The organism is Tardiphaga sp. (assembly GCF_028290785.1).
Taxonomy (GTDB): domain Bacteria; phylum Pseudomonadota; class Alphaproteobacteria; order Rhizobiales; family Xanthobacteraceae; genus Tardiphaga.
The window spans coordinates 14,765-29,667 of the sequence record NZ_JAQGJD010000239.1; the positions used below are offsets into that span (position 1 = coordinate 14,765).

Here is a 14,903-nt window from a genome sequence, read left to right on the forward strand (position 1 = left end):
TTTGCGGGGAGAGGTGAAGTCTCCCGGGCTTTGGCGGCGGGCTCCGGAAGGACAGCACCTCATTTCCCCCTTGCTTCTTCAATCCCGCGCTGCAATCTGGCTGCAATCTTTAATCGGGCCACGCTAATTTACGAGATCATCCCATGAGCCAGCTCCTCGTCCATGTCGGCGACTTCACCTTCAACGCCAAATTCGAGGAGGAAGCGGCGCCGAAGACCGTGGCCGCCTTCAAGAAGGCGATGCCGTTCATCAGCCAGGCGATCCATGTGCGCTGGAGCGGCGAGGGCGTGTGGATGCCGCTCGGCGATCTCGACTTCGGCGTCGGCTACGAGAACCACACTTCGTTTCCCGCGCCCGGCCACATCATCCTGTATCCCGGCGGCATCAGCGAGACCGAGATCCTGCTGGCCTATAGCGGCGTGTCGTTCGCCAGCAAGATGGGCCAGCTCGCCGGCAACCATTTCATCACGCTGACCTCCAACCTCGAGAACCTCAAGGAAATGGGCAAGACCGTGCTGTGGAAGGGCGCGCAGGCCGTGCGCTTCGAGATGGTGTGATGACGGCCGAGTATCCCCGCGACCTCCGCGGTTACGGCCGCAATCCGCCCGATCCGAAATGGCCGGGCGGCGCGCGCGTGGCCGTGCAGTTCGTGGTCAATTTCGAAGAGGGCGGCGAGAACAACATTCTGCATGGCGATCGCGCCTCGGAGGCGTTCCTGTCCGACGTGCTCGGCGCGCAGCCCTGGCCCGGGCAGCGCCACGCCAATATCGAATCGATGTTCGAATATGGCTCGCGCGCCGGCTTCTGGCGGCTGTGGCGGACGTTCACCGAACGCAAATTGCCGACCACGGTGTTCGGCGTCGCCACCGCGCTCAAGCGCAATCCCGAGATCGTCGCGGCGATGCAGGAGGCGAAATGGGACATCGCCAGCCACAGCCTGAAGTGGATCGAGCACAAGGACATGTCGGAGATCGAGGAGCGGCAGGAGATCGCCGACGCGATCCGGGTGCATACCGAGGCCACCGGCGCGCGGCCGCTGGGCTGGTACACCGGGCGCAGCTCGATCAATACCAACCGGCTGCTGATGGAAGCGGGCGGCCTCAAGTATCTGTGCGATACCTATGCCGACGACCTGCCGTACTGGGTCAAGGGTCCCAACGGACCGCAATTGATGATTCCGTACAGCCTCGACGCCAACGACATGCGCTTCGTCAACCCACAGGGCTTTGGCGGAGGCGACGAGTTCTACACCTATCTCAAGGACTCGTTCGACGTTCTCTACGACGAAGGCAAGACGTCTCCGAAGATGATGACCGTGGGATTGCACTGCCGCGTGGTCGGCCGGCCAGGCCGTGCGGCCTCGCTGGCGCGGTTTCTCGATTACATCATGAGCCACGACAAGGTCTGGGTGCCGACGCGGTTGCAGATCGCCGAGCACTGGCACGCGAATTTGAAGCATCTCGCGGCGGATGCCCGCCCCATCGGATAGTCTCATGACCGCGAAAACCCTCGCCGAACTCAACGACTGCAGCAAGGACGACTTCGTCGCGACGCTGGCGAATGTCTTTGAATATTCGCCGTGGATCGCCGAACAGGCGGCTTTGCGGCGGCCGTTCGCCGGCGTCACGCAACTGTTCGCGGCGATGCGTGAGGTGGTGGAACAGGCCGCGCCCGGGCAGCGGCTGGCGCTGATCAAGGCGCATCCCGATCTCGCCGACAAGACCCAGCGCGGCGACCTGCTGACGGCCGAGTCCAACGCCGAGCAGAACAGCGCCGGCCTCGACCGGCTGTCGGAAGCCGAGTACGTCGCGTTCGATCGGGTCAACAACGCCTACCGCGAAAAATTCGGCTTTCCCTATATCGTCTGCGTGCGACGTCACACCCGGGATTCGATCCTGCGCGATTTCGCCAGGCGGTTGCCCAATGACGCAACCGCCGAAGTTGCGGCATCGATCGCGGAAATCTGCAAGATCGCGGCGCTGCGCACCGACCTGCTGGTGTCCGGCGAGCAGCCGCTGAAAGTGCACGGCAGGCTGTCGACCCATGTGCTCGATACCCACAGCGGCAAGCCGGCGGCGGGGATTACGGTCGAATTGACCGAACTGTCCGATCTCGGCGCCAGCCGTGTCATCGCGCGCACCGTGACGAATTCCGACGGTCGCACCGACGCGCCGCTGATCGGCGGCCGCCCGGTGCCAATCGGGCGCTATGAGCTGACCTTCAGCACCGCGAGCTATTTTGCAGAGAAGAACGTGCCGCTGTCGGACCCGCCGTTCCTCGACGTGATTCCGTTGCGTTTTTCGGTCAGCGACCCCGAAGGCCATCTCCACGTGCCGCTGCTGGTGACGCCGTGGAGCTACGGCACCTATCGCGGGAGCTGAGGCGGTGCTTCTGATCCCTCCCCCCGCACTTGCGGTGGGGAGGGTGGCCGGCCGAAGGCCGGTCGGGTGGGGGGCGGTGCAGCAAGTGCAGCGCGTGTTGCTTGCCCCCACCCCGGCCTCCATTTCCGGCAACGCTGCGCGTCGCCATCATTCGGCCGACCCTCCCCACTGCGCTTCGCTTGGGGGAGGGAGGCCTTGAGCGTCTGCGTGCAACATCATTTGGATTTCAAACAGAACGGGCGATGGCCTCAACCGTCATCATCCTCTAACCTGCGACGCATCGCCGCAGTGGCGATCGAATCGTCGTCCATCAGCGGCGCGATCGAAAAAATAGGGAGGACGTCATGCGTCGCATTCACGCGCTGCTCGTTGCAGCATCCACTTTTATCGCGACGCAGGCCGTCTCGGCCGCCGAGGTCCATGTGATGATCTCCGGCGGCTTCACCGCGGCCTACAAGCAGTTGGTGCCGCAATTCGAGAAGGCCACCGGCCACACCGTGGTCACGGCCTACGGCCCGTCGATGGGCGAGACGCCGCAGGCGATTCCGATGCGGTTATCGCGCGGTGAGCCGGCCGACGTGCTGATCATGGTCGGCTATGCGCTCGGCGATCTCGTCAGCAAGGGACAGGTGGTGGCCGACAGCCGCGTCGATCTCGCGGATTCACCGATCGGCGTCGCGGTGAAGGCGGGTGCTCCGCGGCCCGATCTGTCATCGCCGGAGACGCTGAAGGCCGCGTTGCTCGCAGCAAAGACGATCGCGTATTCTGACAGCGCCAGCGGTGTCTATGTCAGCACCGAAATGTTCAACAGGCTCGGCATTGCCGAGCAGATGAAGGGCAAAGCGCGAAAAATCCCGGCGACGCCGGTCGGCGAGATCGTCGCCAGTGGCCTGGCCGAGATTGGCTTCCAGCAGATCAGCGAGCTCAAGCCGGTCGCCGGCATCGACATCGTCGGCCCGCTGCCGCCGGCCTTGCAGCAGATCACGGTGTTCTCCGCCGGCCTTTCCAGCAAGGCGCCGCAGCCCGATGCGGGCGGCGCGCTGATCGCCTTCCTCTCCTCGGTGCAGGCCGCCCCGGTGATGGCGGCGACCGGGCTGGAGCCGAAGGTGAAGTAGCCTCCTTCGCTCTCCCCTTTTGAGGGGGAGGGTCGACAACACTGCGCGTAGCGCAGCGTTGTCGGGGTGGGGTGACAGCGCGCTTGGTGCGGTACGGCGATTCACATCAGCGCTGTCACCCCACCCCGTCGCGCATCACGCTGCGCGTGCTGCACGCCGACCCTCCCCCTCAGAGGGGAGGGTAAGCAAGAGCCCTAATGCGTCGCCGCAGCCGCCACGCCGGCCGCTTCGGCCTTGGCCTGCTCCGCGCTGCCGAGGCCGTTGAAGAAGGCGTTGAGCAGCACCGCCACCAGCGCGCACAGCAGGATGCCGGATTCCAAGAGCGGGTGCAGGTCGTGCGGCAGGTTCTTGAAGAAGTTCGGCGCCACCAGCGGGATCAGGCCGAAGCCGACCGAGATCGCGACGATGAACAGGTTGAACGGGTTGGTCTTGAAATCGACCGCGGTGAGAATCCGCGCGCCGGTCGCTGCCACCATGCCGAACATCACCAGGCCGGCGCCGCCGAGCACCACCAGCGGCACCGCTTCCACCAGCGCCGCCATCTTCGGCAGCAGTCCGAGCAGCAGCATGATCGCGCCGCCGGCAATGGTCACCCAGCGCGACCGCACCCCGGTGATGCTGACAAGGCCGACGTTCTGCGAGAACGAAGTGTAGGGGAAGGTGTTGAAAATGCCGCCCAGCAAGGTGCCGACGCCGTCGGCGCGCAGGCCGCGGGTAAGCGCGTCGCGGTCGATGGTCTTGCCGGTGATATCGCCGAGCGCCAGGAACATGCCCAGCGATTCGATCATCACCACGATCATCACGATGCACATGGTCACGATCGGCACCAGGTGGAATTGCGGCATGCCGAAGTGGAAGGGCAGCACGATGTCGGCCCACGGCGCGGTTGCGACCTTCTCGAAGTGCATCACGCCGAGCACGCTGGCGAGGATGGCGCCGGCGATGATGCCGAGCAGCACCGAGACGTTGGAGAGGAATCCGGTCCCCCATTTGATCAGCGCCAGGATGACGCACAGCACGAACAGCGCGATGCCGAGCCCCTGTAGCTGCGCGTAGCCGGGATTGGGAAACAGCCCGGTCTCGCCGGCCACCGTCTTGGTGATCATGGGGATTCCGCCACCCGCCCAGTTGATGCCGACGCGCATCAGGGAGATGCCGATCACCATGATGATGGTGCCGGTAACCACCGGCGGAAACAGCGGCAGCAGCCGGCTGATGAAAGGGGCGACAAGGATGCCGAAAATTCCGGCAGCGATCACCGAGCCGTAGATGCCGAGCAGGCCGATCTCCGGCGCTGTGGCCATCGACAGCATCGGCCCGACCGAGGCGAAGGTGACGCCCATCATCACCGGCAGGCGGATGCCGACGCCGCGAAACCCGATACACTGGACTAAAGTCGCAAGGCCGCAGGCGAACAGGTCGGCCGAGATCAGGAAGGCGACATCCTGCGGCGACAGTTTGAGCGCACGGCCGATGATCAGCGGCACCGCGACGGCGCCCGCATACATCACCAGCACATGCTGCAGGCCCAGCGCCAGCAGGCGCGGTGTCGGTAGTATCTCGTCGACCGGGTGAATGGATGAAGTCATTGATCTAGCCCCTATCCCTAATAAAATCGCATTGGCATTATGGTCGACAGATACAAGCTCCGTGCCAGATGGTCGTTCGCCACCCGTATCACCCCATGGCACGAAGGTTGCTCGTTCATCGGTCGCGGGGCAATGGATGCGTTCGTCGCCCGCTCAAGCTGGAGGTCCCTTCGTGCCGCTTATCAAGAACAAATACGGAAAAGGCCGGGTCCGCATCATGCGGATTCATCGCGACGGCGACAAGCACGAAGTCAGCCAGCTCTCGGTCAAGGCGATGCTGGAAGGCGATTTTTCCCGCGCCTATACGGAGGCGGACAATTCGACGTCCACCTCCACCGACACGATCAAGAACATCGTCAACGTGACCGCGCGGGAAAACACCGGGCTGTCGAACGAGGAGTTCTGCCAGGTGCTGGCGCAGCGCTATCTCGATCTCTACCCGCAGGTCGCTTCGGTGAGCATCACCGCGCATGAGACCAAATGGAGCCGGCTCAGCATCGACGGCACGCCGCACCCGCACAGCTTTGTGCTCGACAGCAATGGCAAACCGTTCGTCGAGGTAGCGGCGACCCGCGACGGCATGACGATGAGTTCTGGCCTCGACGGCTTCACCTTCATGAAAACGACCCAGTCGGGCTGGGAGAACTATTTCACCGACAAGTACTCGACCATCCAGCCGACCAACGATCGCATCTGCGCGACGTCGATGGTGGCGTCCTGGAAATGGTCCGGCAGACCGGCGAGCTACGCGGCGGCAAATGCCGCGATTCTCGAAACCCTGCTCAAGGTGTTCGCCACCACCTATAGTCCGAGCGTGCAGAACAGCCTGTACCATATGGGTGAGGCCGCGCTGGCTGCGGTGCCGGAGATTTCCGAGATCAGCATGGCGTGCCCGAACATCCACTACATCCTGATGAACCTGTCGGCATTCGGCCTGGACAACAACAACGACGTGTTCCTGCCGACCGACGAGCCGCACGGGCAGATCGAGTGCACGGTGGGAAGGTGAGGCGTTCTTCCCTCTCCCCTTGTGGGAGAGGGCGGCTTCGCGAAGCGAAGACGGGTGAGGGGTAGCCACACGCTCCGTCGCTAGTAACCCCTCATCCGTCGCGGACTTCGTCCGCGCCACCTTCTCCCACAAGGGGAGAAGGAAGATCCCACTCCGGCCCAGCACGCTTATCTACTTCCCATACTTCCCATACAGCGCCGGAAAGATCCGGTCCGGTTTGAACGGCACCTGCGTGAAGCGGATTCCGGTGGCGTTGAACAGTGCGTTGCCCATGGCGGCGGCGACGGGGTTGTAGGGGCTCTCGCTCATCGACTTGGCGCCCATCGGGCCGATCGTGTCGTGGGTCTTGGCGAAGTAAACTTCGGTGCGCGGCAGGTCGGCGAACGACGGCAGGTGATAGTCGCGGAATTTCGGATTGACCACCCGGCCGGCGTCGTCGATCACCATCTCCTCATACAGCGTAGCGCCGAGCGATTGCGCGACGCCGCCTTCGATCTGGCCGCGCAACTGCATGGGATTGGCGACGGCGCCGGCGTCGGCGGCCTGTACGCTTTTCAGGATCCGGATCTCGCCGGTGCCCTTGTTCACCGCCACGCGAAACCCCTGGACGTTGAAGGCCACTGAGCGCGGCGTGCCGCCTGAGGTGCCCGTCGCGCTACGCTGTCCGTTGCCCGCCTGGATCGCGAGCGCCAGCTTCTGCGCGGCGTCCTCCGTGGCTTTGCCCGCGACGAAGGTGCCGGCACTGCCATAAGCGCCGGTGTCGTGGCCGCCATGGGCCGTATCGGACTGCTGCAGATGGATCTGCTCCACCGTACAGCCGAGCGCGGTGGCGGCGATCTGGCGGTGCACGGTGCTGGTGCCGTTGCCAAATTCGGCGGTGCCGACGGTGAGGTCGAAGTCGCCATCGTCGCGCATGGCGATGCTGACCTCGGCGATATGGCCCTCCGGCGGGACGGTGTCGATCATGGTCAAGGCGATGCCTTCGCCGACCAGCCAGTCGTCGGAAAGGCCATGCTTCGGCGCCTCGGCCTGCATGGCGTGCTCGACCAGATCCAGGCACTGGTCGAGGCCGTAGCTGCCATAGAACACGTCGTCGTAGTGCTTGCCGGCCGGCGACAGCATGGCATCGCCGAGCCTGACGGTGTTGCGGCGGCGAAAATCGTACGGGTCGATCTTGAGCTGCGCGGCGAGTTCGTCGATCGCGGCTTCCACGGCGATCAGCGTCTGCGGCAGACCATAGCCGCGAAAGGCGCCGGCCGGAACGGTGTTGGTATAGGCGACGACGGCATCGACCTTCTTGTTGTCGCAGTTATAGACGCCGATACATTCGCCGCAGGCGTGAAACAGCACGGGCCCGGCATGGTTGCCGTAGGCGCCGGTGTTGCTGAGTACGTCGAGCTGCAGTGCGGTGAGCTTGCCGTTGGCGTCGGCGCCGGCCTTGACGGTGACGCGCATCGGATGCCGCGTCGAAGTGGCGATGAACTGTTCCTCGCGGGTCAGCTCAAGTTTAACCGGGCGGCCCGTCTTCAGCGCGGCGAGCACCAAAATATCCTCGACGAACATTTCCTGCTTGCCGCCAAAACCGCCGCCGACGCGCTCGCAGAACACGCGGACCTTGTCCGGCGGAAGCTGGAACAGATCGGCCAGCGCGCGGCGCGTCAGGAACGGCGTCTGGGTGCTGGAGCGGACGTTGAGGATGCCCGACGCATCGACCCAGGCCATGCCGCCATGGGTTTCGAGATGGCCGTGCTGGACCCGCTGGGTCGTGAATGTGCCCTCATAGGTCACCGCCGACGAAGCCAACGCCGCAGCGACGTCGCCGAATTCGCCATGGGTCTCGGCGACGATGTTGCGCGATGCGTTGGAGACGCGGTGTGCCGGCGTCTTGTCGGGATGCAGCACCGGCGCGCTGTCGGCGATCGCCGCGGCGGGATCGAACACCGCCGGCAACAGGTCGTAGACGACCTTGATGCGGCGGCAGGCTTCCTCGGCCGCGGCTTCGCTCTCTGCGACCACTGCGGCGATCTTCTGGCCGATGAAGCGGACCACCGTATCGAGCACGCGGGTATCGTCGGGGTCCATGAAGTCGCGCTCGTGGCGCGCGGTCGAGAACAAGGTCTGCGGCGCGTCCGCATGGGTCAGCACGGCGTGTACGCCGGGCACCGCCAGCGCCGCCGACGTATCGATCGACACAATATTGGCGTGCGCATGCGGCGAGCGCAGCATTTTTATCTGCAGCACGCCCTCCATCGCCACGTCAAACGTGTAGCGCGCCGCGCCCTTCACCACCTGAGGCCCGGCAGGCGCGGGCAGGCTGCGGCCGAAGGCGGTGCCGGCGGCGTCGTCCTCGACATTGGTTTTGCCGTCGAGCGCATCCTCGATGGCGCGATAGCCGGTGCAGCGGCAGAGATTGCCCTTCAGCGATGCGCCGAGGTCCTGGCGCTGCGCCTGGTTCAGCGCGGCGCAGGTCATGATCATGCCGGCGGTGCAGAAGCCGCACTGGAATCCCTGCGCATCCAGGAATGCCTGCTGCATCGGATGCGTCGCGCCATCGGGCGCGAGGCCTTCGATGGTGGTGACGGCGTGGCCTTCGGCGCGAAACGCCGGGATGATGCAGCTATGCACCGGCTCGCCGTCGAGCCAGACGGTGCAGGCGCCGCAATCGCCGGCATCGCAGCCCTTCTTGACCCCGAAGTGACCGAGCTGGCGCAGGAAGGTGCGCAGACATTGGCCGGGGCGCGGCTGTTCGGAAAAATCGTGGCCGTTGATCTGATAGCTCATGAACGGGCCACGCTGAGTTCGGCGCGAATCTGCTCGGCGAGCCGCAGCGTCATCTGCTTGCGCCACGCCGGCTTTCCGTGGACGTCGTTGTGATAGAGGCGGTCCGGGATGGCGTGCAGGATCGCCTCGTGCAGTTCGTCTTCGTCCGGCATCGTGGCGAAGCTGAGCTGCATCGGCCGCACCGTTGCGGCGGTGACGGTCAGCAAAAGACCGTCGTTCTTCAAACTGCCGATCAGCAATGCCGCCGAGCGCCCGACCGGGGTCAGCGAGATCTGCCGGAAGGCGGCGCGGCGGCGCATGGCGGCGAGGGGGATATCAATGCTGCGCAGCAGGTCGCCGGGGGCGAGCGCGTTGGCTTGATTGCCGGTGATGAAGTCGATGACCGGCATCCGCACTTCGCTGCCGTCGGACTTCCATATCGTGCACACGCCTTCGAGGGCGCCGGTCAGCGCGATCATCGGACCGGCGGGCAGCGACATGCAGAGATTGCCGCCGACGGTGGCGGTCTTCCAGATCTTGAACGAGGCGAGAAAGGCGCGGCAGCACGCATTGATCAGCGGCGCGGCGATCCAGTCCGGGGGGCAAAGCAGGGCGTCGAGTTGCGCCACGGTGCAGGTGGCGGCGATGCGCAGCTCGCTATCGGTGATTTCCAGCGCGGGCCATTGCAGCGCCGCCAGGTCGATCAGCCGGGTGAGATGCGCCTGCGGCTCCGAGAACAGCCAGGTGCCGCCGGCGAGCCACGCATCGCCTGCCGCCCAATCGGGCAGTTCGTTGCGCGTCTGTGGCCGGGCAATGGACGTGATTGTATTCAGATCCATGGGTACGCTTGTGCTTTCAACCTGCCGCCGATCCTGTATGCAGTCGCTTGCAGAAAGTCTTGCAAGACCGACGCCAAGTCTTACGGGCAGTATTCTTGGCTGGTCTCCGAATTGCAAGGTTGGCGCCATACAGCCGGTGGAGACGACAAACATGCAGGCAACCTGGATCAAGGACCCGCTCGCCATTCTGGCGGAAGGTGCCGGGCGCGGCATCGTGGTCAGGGAAGGCCGGATCGTCGAGCTGGTGCCGGCAGGCGGCCAGCCAATGACGCCCGACCTCGCGGTCTATGACGCGTCGGCCCATGTGGTGCTGCCCGGGTTGATCAACACCCACCATCACTTCTACCAGACCCTGACCCGTGCGCTGCCGGCAGCACTCGGACGCGAGCTGTTCCCGTGGCTGCAGGCGCTGTATCCGGTGTGGGCGCGGATGACGCCGGAATCGCTGGATCTCGGCGTCAGCGTGGCGATGACGGAACTGCTGCTGTCCGGCTGCACCACCACGACGGATCATCACTACGTTTTTCCTGCGGGGCTGGAGGAGTCCGTGGATATCGAAGTGGCCGTGGCCCGGCGGCTCGGGATGCGCGTGCTGCTGACACGGGGATCGATGAACCGCTCGCAACGCGACGGCGGGCTGCCACCGGATAGCGTGGTGCAGGACGAGGACACTATCCTGGCCGACAGCGAACGCGTGGTGGCGAAATTCCACCAGCGCGGCGAGGACGCCATGGTGCAGATCGCGCTGGCGCCATGCTCGCCGTTCTCGGTGACGACCTCGCTGATGAAAAGCACGGCTCTGCTCGCGGACAGGCTCGATGTCCGGCTGCATACCCATCTCGGCGAGACAGAGGACGAGAACAAATATTGCGAGGAGATCTATGGCTGCCGGCCGCTGGATTATCTCGAACAGACCGGCTGGCTGCACAAGCGGACCTGGCTGGCCCACGGCATTCACTTCAACGCCGGCGAGATGACCCGGCTCGGCCACGCCGGCACCAGTATCAGCCACTGTTCGTGCAGCAACCAGCTATTGGCGTCGGGCTGCTGCCCGGTTTGCGACATGGAGGATGCCGGGGTTTCGATCGGCCTTGGCGTCGATGGCTCGGCGTCGAACGACGGCTCCAACCTGATGCAGGAAGTGCGCGCCGCGTTCCTGCTGCAACGGGCGCGCTACGGCGTCACGCGGGTCAGCCATACCGATGCGCTGCGCTGGGCCACGAAGGGCTCGGCAGCCTGCGTCGGGCGGCCAGAGCTGGGGGAGATCGCGGTCGGCAAGATGGCCGACCTGGCACTGTTCAAGCTCGACGAATTGCGCTTCTCCGGCCACGGCGATGCGCTTGCTGCGCTGGTGCTGTGCGGCGCGTACCGCGCGGATCGCGTGATGGTCGGCGGGGTATGGCGAGTGATCGACGGCGCCATCCCTGGGCTGGATGTCGCAGACCTGATCCGGCGGCACGGTGCTGCGGCGAAAGCCATGCAGGCGGGATAGAGACGGTCTTGCGCGAAAGTCCAACCTTATCTGGCAGTCAAGCTGACCCATCGGGAAATTACATCCCCCATTCGGGGTAATTGTCCGGATAAGCCGTTAGGCGTAGCCTGCGTGCTCGATTGGCCGCTGGTCTTGGGGGACACCAACGGTCCATTTGTGATTCCATTCGATCGCTCGAGGCGCTGAGTCATGCGCGGCGAAATTCGTGACATCAATTCCGCTAAAGGTACCGAGCCCCCGCGCGGCGCAACGCCGCGCCGTCTCGCGGCGATCGTCGTGGGAGATATCTCCGGTTATAGCCGCCTGATGGAATTGGATGAAGAGGGAACGCATGCGCGGGTGAAGCGTATCGAGCGTGACCTGATCGAGCCAACCATCGCGGAGCACGACGGCCGGCTGGTCAAAACCACCGGCGACGGCTTCATCGCGATTTTCGACAGCCCCGTGGAAGCCGTGCGCTGCGGCATCGTCATCCAGCAAAGCATGATCGGGCGCAATGCGGCGCAGTCAAAGCAATCCTGGATCGAGTATAGAATTGGCGTCAATCTGGGTGATGTGATCGTCGAACGTGACGACGTCTACGGGGACGGGGTCAATATCGCCGCGCGCCTTGAAGGAATTGCCGATCCGGGACAGGTCTACATTTCCGGAGGCGTTTACGAGCAAATCAAGCACAAGCTCGTTTGCGGTTACGAGTCGCTAGGCGACCGCAAGATCAAGAATATCACCGACCCGGTGCGGGTCTATCGCGTGCTGCCTGATCCGGCCGCTTTCAACAAGGCCCGGAGGCGTCGCGAGAACGCGCTGATCTTCCTGTTGTGCGCCATCCTGCTCGCGGCCGGAGCGGGTGGTCTCTGGTACATGATCACACAACAACGCACCAACGCCGAGCGTCAAGCGTCAATTCCCATCCCGCCTCCGGCAGTGGCGCAGAGGACGCCGCCCGCCCCCAGTGTTCAGCAAGCCGCACCTGCACCTGCACCCGCACCTGCCGTGGCGCCCGCGCCCTCGCCGGTAACACCGCCTCTTGTCAAAGAGCCCGAAATGATAGCGCTGCGTGGCGGGAGTTTCGCGATGGGCAGCAACGACGATGCTTCGGAAAAGCCGGTACACCAGGTCACCGTCAAGCCGTTTGCGATGAGCAAATATCCGATTACGAATCGTGAGTGGAACGCGTGCGCGGCTGCGAAGGCGTGCGGATTTGTGGCGTCAGGCAAAGATGACGCACCGGTCACGAATGTGAGCTGGACCGATGCCAAGCAGTTTGTCGCGTGGCTTGCTAGAGAGACGCGAAAACCTTACCGGCTCCCGACGGAGGCCGAATGGGAGTATGCCGCGCGGGGCGGCACGCAAACGAAGTATTGGTGGGGGGACCAGCTCCAGCCCGGCATGGCCAATTGCAAGAATTGCACCGACGCCACTGCCGAACAGCCGATCAAGGTCGGCAGTTTCAAGCCCAATCCGTTCGGACTCTACGATATGGGCGGTGGTGTCGATCAGTGGGTGGAGGACTGTGCCCACAAGAACTATCAGGGCGCACCGCTGGACGGCTCGGCATGGGTCGAGAACGATTGCGTCTCGCACGTCCTCCGATCCGGATCCTGGAAAAATGACGTGGGCTATGTCCGACCGGCGAACCGCAATAGTTACGACACCAACGTGCGATATCCGACCCACGGCTTTCGTGTGGCCATCTCGTCCTAGGTCCCCCGAAGAGGATGCGTCATGAAGATCACCCAGTCGATCGTATTGTCCGCGGCGCTGACGTTCCTGCCATTGCCTGTCCACGCCCAGGACAAGCCGGCGCCGAAGGACGCGCTTCTGTATTTTGTCTGGCCGCAGGATGGCGCGACGATCAAAGGCGCGTTCTGGTGCCGGTTCGGGCTGCGCAACATGGGTGTGACTCACGCGGGCGATAATTTTCAGAACAGCGGCCATCATCATTTATTCATTGACGTGGCCGAACCGCTCGATCCCAAGGAGCCGATCCCTCAGGACAAGTCCCACCTCCATTTCGGAGCGGGCCAAACCGAGGCGCGCATCGAACTGCCGCCTGGCAAGCATACGCTTCAGCTCGTGCTGGGCGATGCCGCTCACTATCCCTTCAATCCACCAGTTATCTCGAACAGGATCACCGTCAGGATCAAGTAAGCGCAGTTTAAAATGCGAAGGTCCGGGCGTTGCCGCCCGGACCTTCGTGTCGTCAGCAATGTCGCCGTTACTTGCCGGGAATCTTGTCGTCGATGCCCTTCACGTAGAAATTCATGCCGAGCACCTGGCCATCGGCGAGATGGTCGCCGCCCTTGCATTCGATTTCCTTGCCGTCCTGGCCCAGCACGGGGCATTTGAACGGCTTCAGCGTGCCGGCGATGATGGCGGCCTCCGTGTCCATCGCCAGCTTCTTTACGTCGTCGGGCATGTTGGTGTAGGGCGCCATGACGACGATCTTTTCCTTCAGGCCATCCCAGGTGTCTTCCGACTTCCAGGTGCCATCGAGTTCGGCCTTGACGCGCTGGATGTAGTACGGCGCCCAGTTGTCCATGATCGAGGTGAGCTGGGTCTTCGGTCCGAACTTGATCATTTCGGAATCCTGCCCGAAGGCCAGCTTGCCGCGTTCCGAGGCGATCTGCATCGGCGCCGGGCTGTCGGTGTGCTGCATGATGACATCGGCGCCCTGGTCGAGCAGCGCCTTCGCTGCGTCGGCTTCCTTGCCAGGATCGAACCAGGTGTTGGCCCAGATGATCTTGACCTTGATGTTCGGGTTGATGGTCTGCGCGCCAAGGATGGTGGCGTTGATGCCGGAGATCACTTCCGGGATCGGGAACGAGCCGATGTAGCCGAGCACGCCGGACTTCGACATCTTGCCGGCGATGATGCCCTGGATGTAGCGGCCTTCGTAGAACTTGCCGGAATAGGTCGAGACGTTCTTGTCGCGCTTGTAGCCGGTGGCGTGCTCGAAATGCACGTTGGGATATTTCTTGGCGACTTTCAGCGTCGGCTCCATATAGCCGAACGACGTGGTGAAGATCAGCTTGTTGCCGGCGCGCGCGAGCTGCTCGATGGAGCGCTCGGAGTCCGGGCCTTCGCTGACGTTTTCGAGATAGGTAGTCTCGACCTTGTCGCCGAATTCCTTGAGCATTGCGAGGCGGGCGAGGTCGTGCTGGTAGGTCCAGCCGAGATCGCCGATCGGGCCGAGATAGATGAAACCGACTTTGAGCTTCTCGGCGGCGTGGGCGCCGCCGAGGCCGGCCGCCGCCGTGAGCACTGCTGCCGCTGCAGCAAGGACAATCTTTCTCATGCGTTTCTCCAATACCAAGGGGTTACAGTAAATTCCGTCGCGCGCGCGCCCCGTCGCGCGTGCTTCAGGTTGCTATCGATCGGGAACGAACACTGTCCCCAACGCCGCGGGCGCGGTCGAACCACCGGTTCTCGCGCGCGAAATCAGAACCAGCACGATGACCGTTGCCAGATACGGCAGCGCCGACATCAGTTGCGATGGCACGCCGACGCCCCAGCCCTGCGCGTGTAGCTGCAGGATGGTCACCGCGCCGAACAGATAGGCGCCGATCACCAGGCGGCCGGGCCGCCATGACGCGAACACCACCAGCGCCAGCGCGATCCAGCCGCGGCCGGCGGTCATGCCGGGAATGAAGAACGGCGTATAGGCCAGCGGCAGGTAGGCGCCGGCGAGTCCCGCGCAGGCCCCGCCGAACATCAC

The 14,903-nt window shown here is 64.0% G+C and carries 12 protein-coding genes and 1 pseudogene; 8 read left to right on the forward strand and 5 right to left on the reverse strand.

The features are described from left to right. Positions 1-143: 143 nt before the first annotated feature. The 4 genes from JWR89_RS14915 (at position 144) to JWR89_RS14930 (ending at position 3,496) form a co-directional block, all read left to right on the forward strand. Entirely contained in the window at positions 144-557 is a 414-nt protein-coding gene (locus tag JWR89_RS14915) for a DUF3830 family protein (protein ID WP_299717444.1), read from the forward strand. Continuing rightward, positions 557-1,489, forward strand: coding sequence for an allantoinase PuuE (gene puuE / locus JWR89_RS14920; RefSeq protein ID WP_299717445.1), 933 nt, complete (start codon positions 557-559; stop codon positions 1,487-1,489). The genes JWR89_RS14915 and puuE overlap by 1 nt, the downstream gene beginning before the upstream one ends. A 4-nt stretch (positions 1,490-1,493) precedes the next feature. Next, positions 1,494-2,381 carry a 2-oxo-4-hydroxy-4-carboxy-5-ureidoimidazoline decarboxylase gene (gene uraD / locus JWR89_RS14925; protein WP_299717446.1) on the forward strand — a complete coding sequence of 296 codons (888 nt, stop codon included), beginning with the start codon at positions 1,494-1,496 and terminating at the stop codon, positions 2,379-2,381. Between the two features lie 344 nt (positions 2,382-2,725). Then, positions 2,726-3,496 (forward strand): substrate-binding domain-containing protein, encoded by a 771-nt coding sequence (locus tag JWR89_RS14930; protein WP_299717448.1) that lies wholly within the window; start codon positions 2,726-2,728, stop codon positions 3,494-3,496. A 194-nt stretch (positions 3,497-3,690) separates the two neighbouring features. Here the strand turns inward: JWR89_RS14930 and JWR89_RS14935 are convergent, their stop codons facing one another. Continuing rightward, positions 3,691-5,085: a nucleobase:cation symporter-2 family protein gene (locus JWR89_RS14935; protein WP_299717450.1), complete on the reverse strand. Its 1,395-nt coding sequence runs from the start codon at positions 5,083-5,085 to the stop codon at positions 3,691-3,693. A gap of 172 nt (positions 5,086-5,257) precedes the next feature. Here JWR89_RS14935 and pucL point away from each other — a divergent pair, with 172 nt between their 5' ends. Beyond that, positions 5,258-6,094 (forward strand): factor-independent urate hydroxylase, encoded by an 837-nt coding sequence (gene pucL, locus JWR89_RS14940; RefSeq protein ID WP_299717452.1) that lies wholly within the window; start codon positions 5,258-5,260, stop codon positions 6,092-6,094. Between the two features lie 171 nt (positions 6,095-6,265). On the opposite strand, the gene JWR89_RS14945 is transcribed toward pucL, so the two are convergent. Then, positions 6,266-8,875, reverse strand: coding sequence for a molybdopterin-dependent oxidoreductase (locus JWR89_RS14945; RefSeq protein ID WP_299717454.1), 2,610 nt, complete (start codon positions 8,873-8,875; stop codon positions 6,266-6,268). Next, positions 8,872-9,693, reverse strand: coding sequence for an FAD binding domain-containing protein (locus tag JWR89_RS14950; RefSeq protein WP_299717466.1), 822 nt, complete (start codon positions 9,691-9,693; stop codon positions 8,872-8,874). Before JWR89_RS14950 ends, JWR89_RS14945 begins: the two co-directional genes overlap by 4 nt. Before the next feature lie 151 nt (positions 9,694-9,844). Here JWR89_RS14950 and JWR89_RS14955 point away from each other — a divergent pair, with 151 nt between their 5' ends. The 3 genes from JWR89_RS14955 (at position 9,845) to JWR89_RS14965 (ending at position 13,336) form a co-directional block, all read left to right on the forward strand. Continuing rightward, a complete protein-coding gene (locus JWR89_RS14955; protein WP_299717456.1) occupies positions 9,845-11,185 on the forward strand; it encodes an 8-oxoguanine deaminase in 1,341 nt (446 codons plus the stop codon). A 189-nt stretch (positions 11,186-11,374) separates the two neighbouring features. Further along, a complete protein-coding gene (locus tag JWR89_RS14960; RefSeq protein ID WP_299717458.1) occupies positions 11,375-12,889 on the forward strand; it encodes an SUMF1/EgtB/PvdO family nonheme iron enzyme in 1,515 nt (504 codons plus the stop codon). 21 nt (positions 12,890-12,910) lie between these two features. After that, positions 12,911-13,336, forward strand: coding sequence for a DUF4399 domain-containing protein (locus tag JWR89_RS14965; RefSeq protein ID WP_299717460.1), 426 nt, complete (start codon positions 12,911-12,913; stop codon positions 13,334-13,336). Between the two features lie 67 nt (positions 13,337-13,403). On the opposite strand, the gene JWR89_RS14970 is transcribed toward JWR89_RS14965, so the two are convergent. Both JWR89_RS14970 and JWR89_RS14975 read right to left on the reverse strand, forming a co-directional pair. After that, positions 13,404-14,483, reverse strand: a complete 1,080-nt coding sequence (locus tag JWR89_RS14970; protein ID WP_299717462.1) for a BMP family ABC transporter substrate-binding protein — start codon at positions 14,481-14,483, stop codon at positions 13,404-13,406. 72 nt (positions 14,484-14,555) lie between these two features. Continuing rightward, positions 14,556-14,903 (reverse strand): annotated as a pseudogene (locus JWR89_RS14975) (ABC transporter permease); the annotation flags it as partial.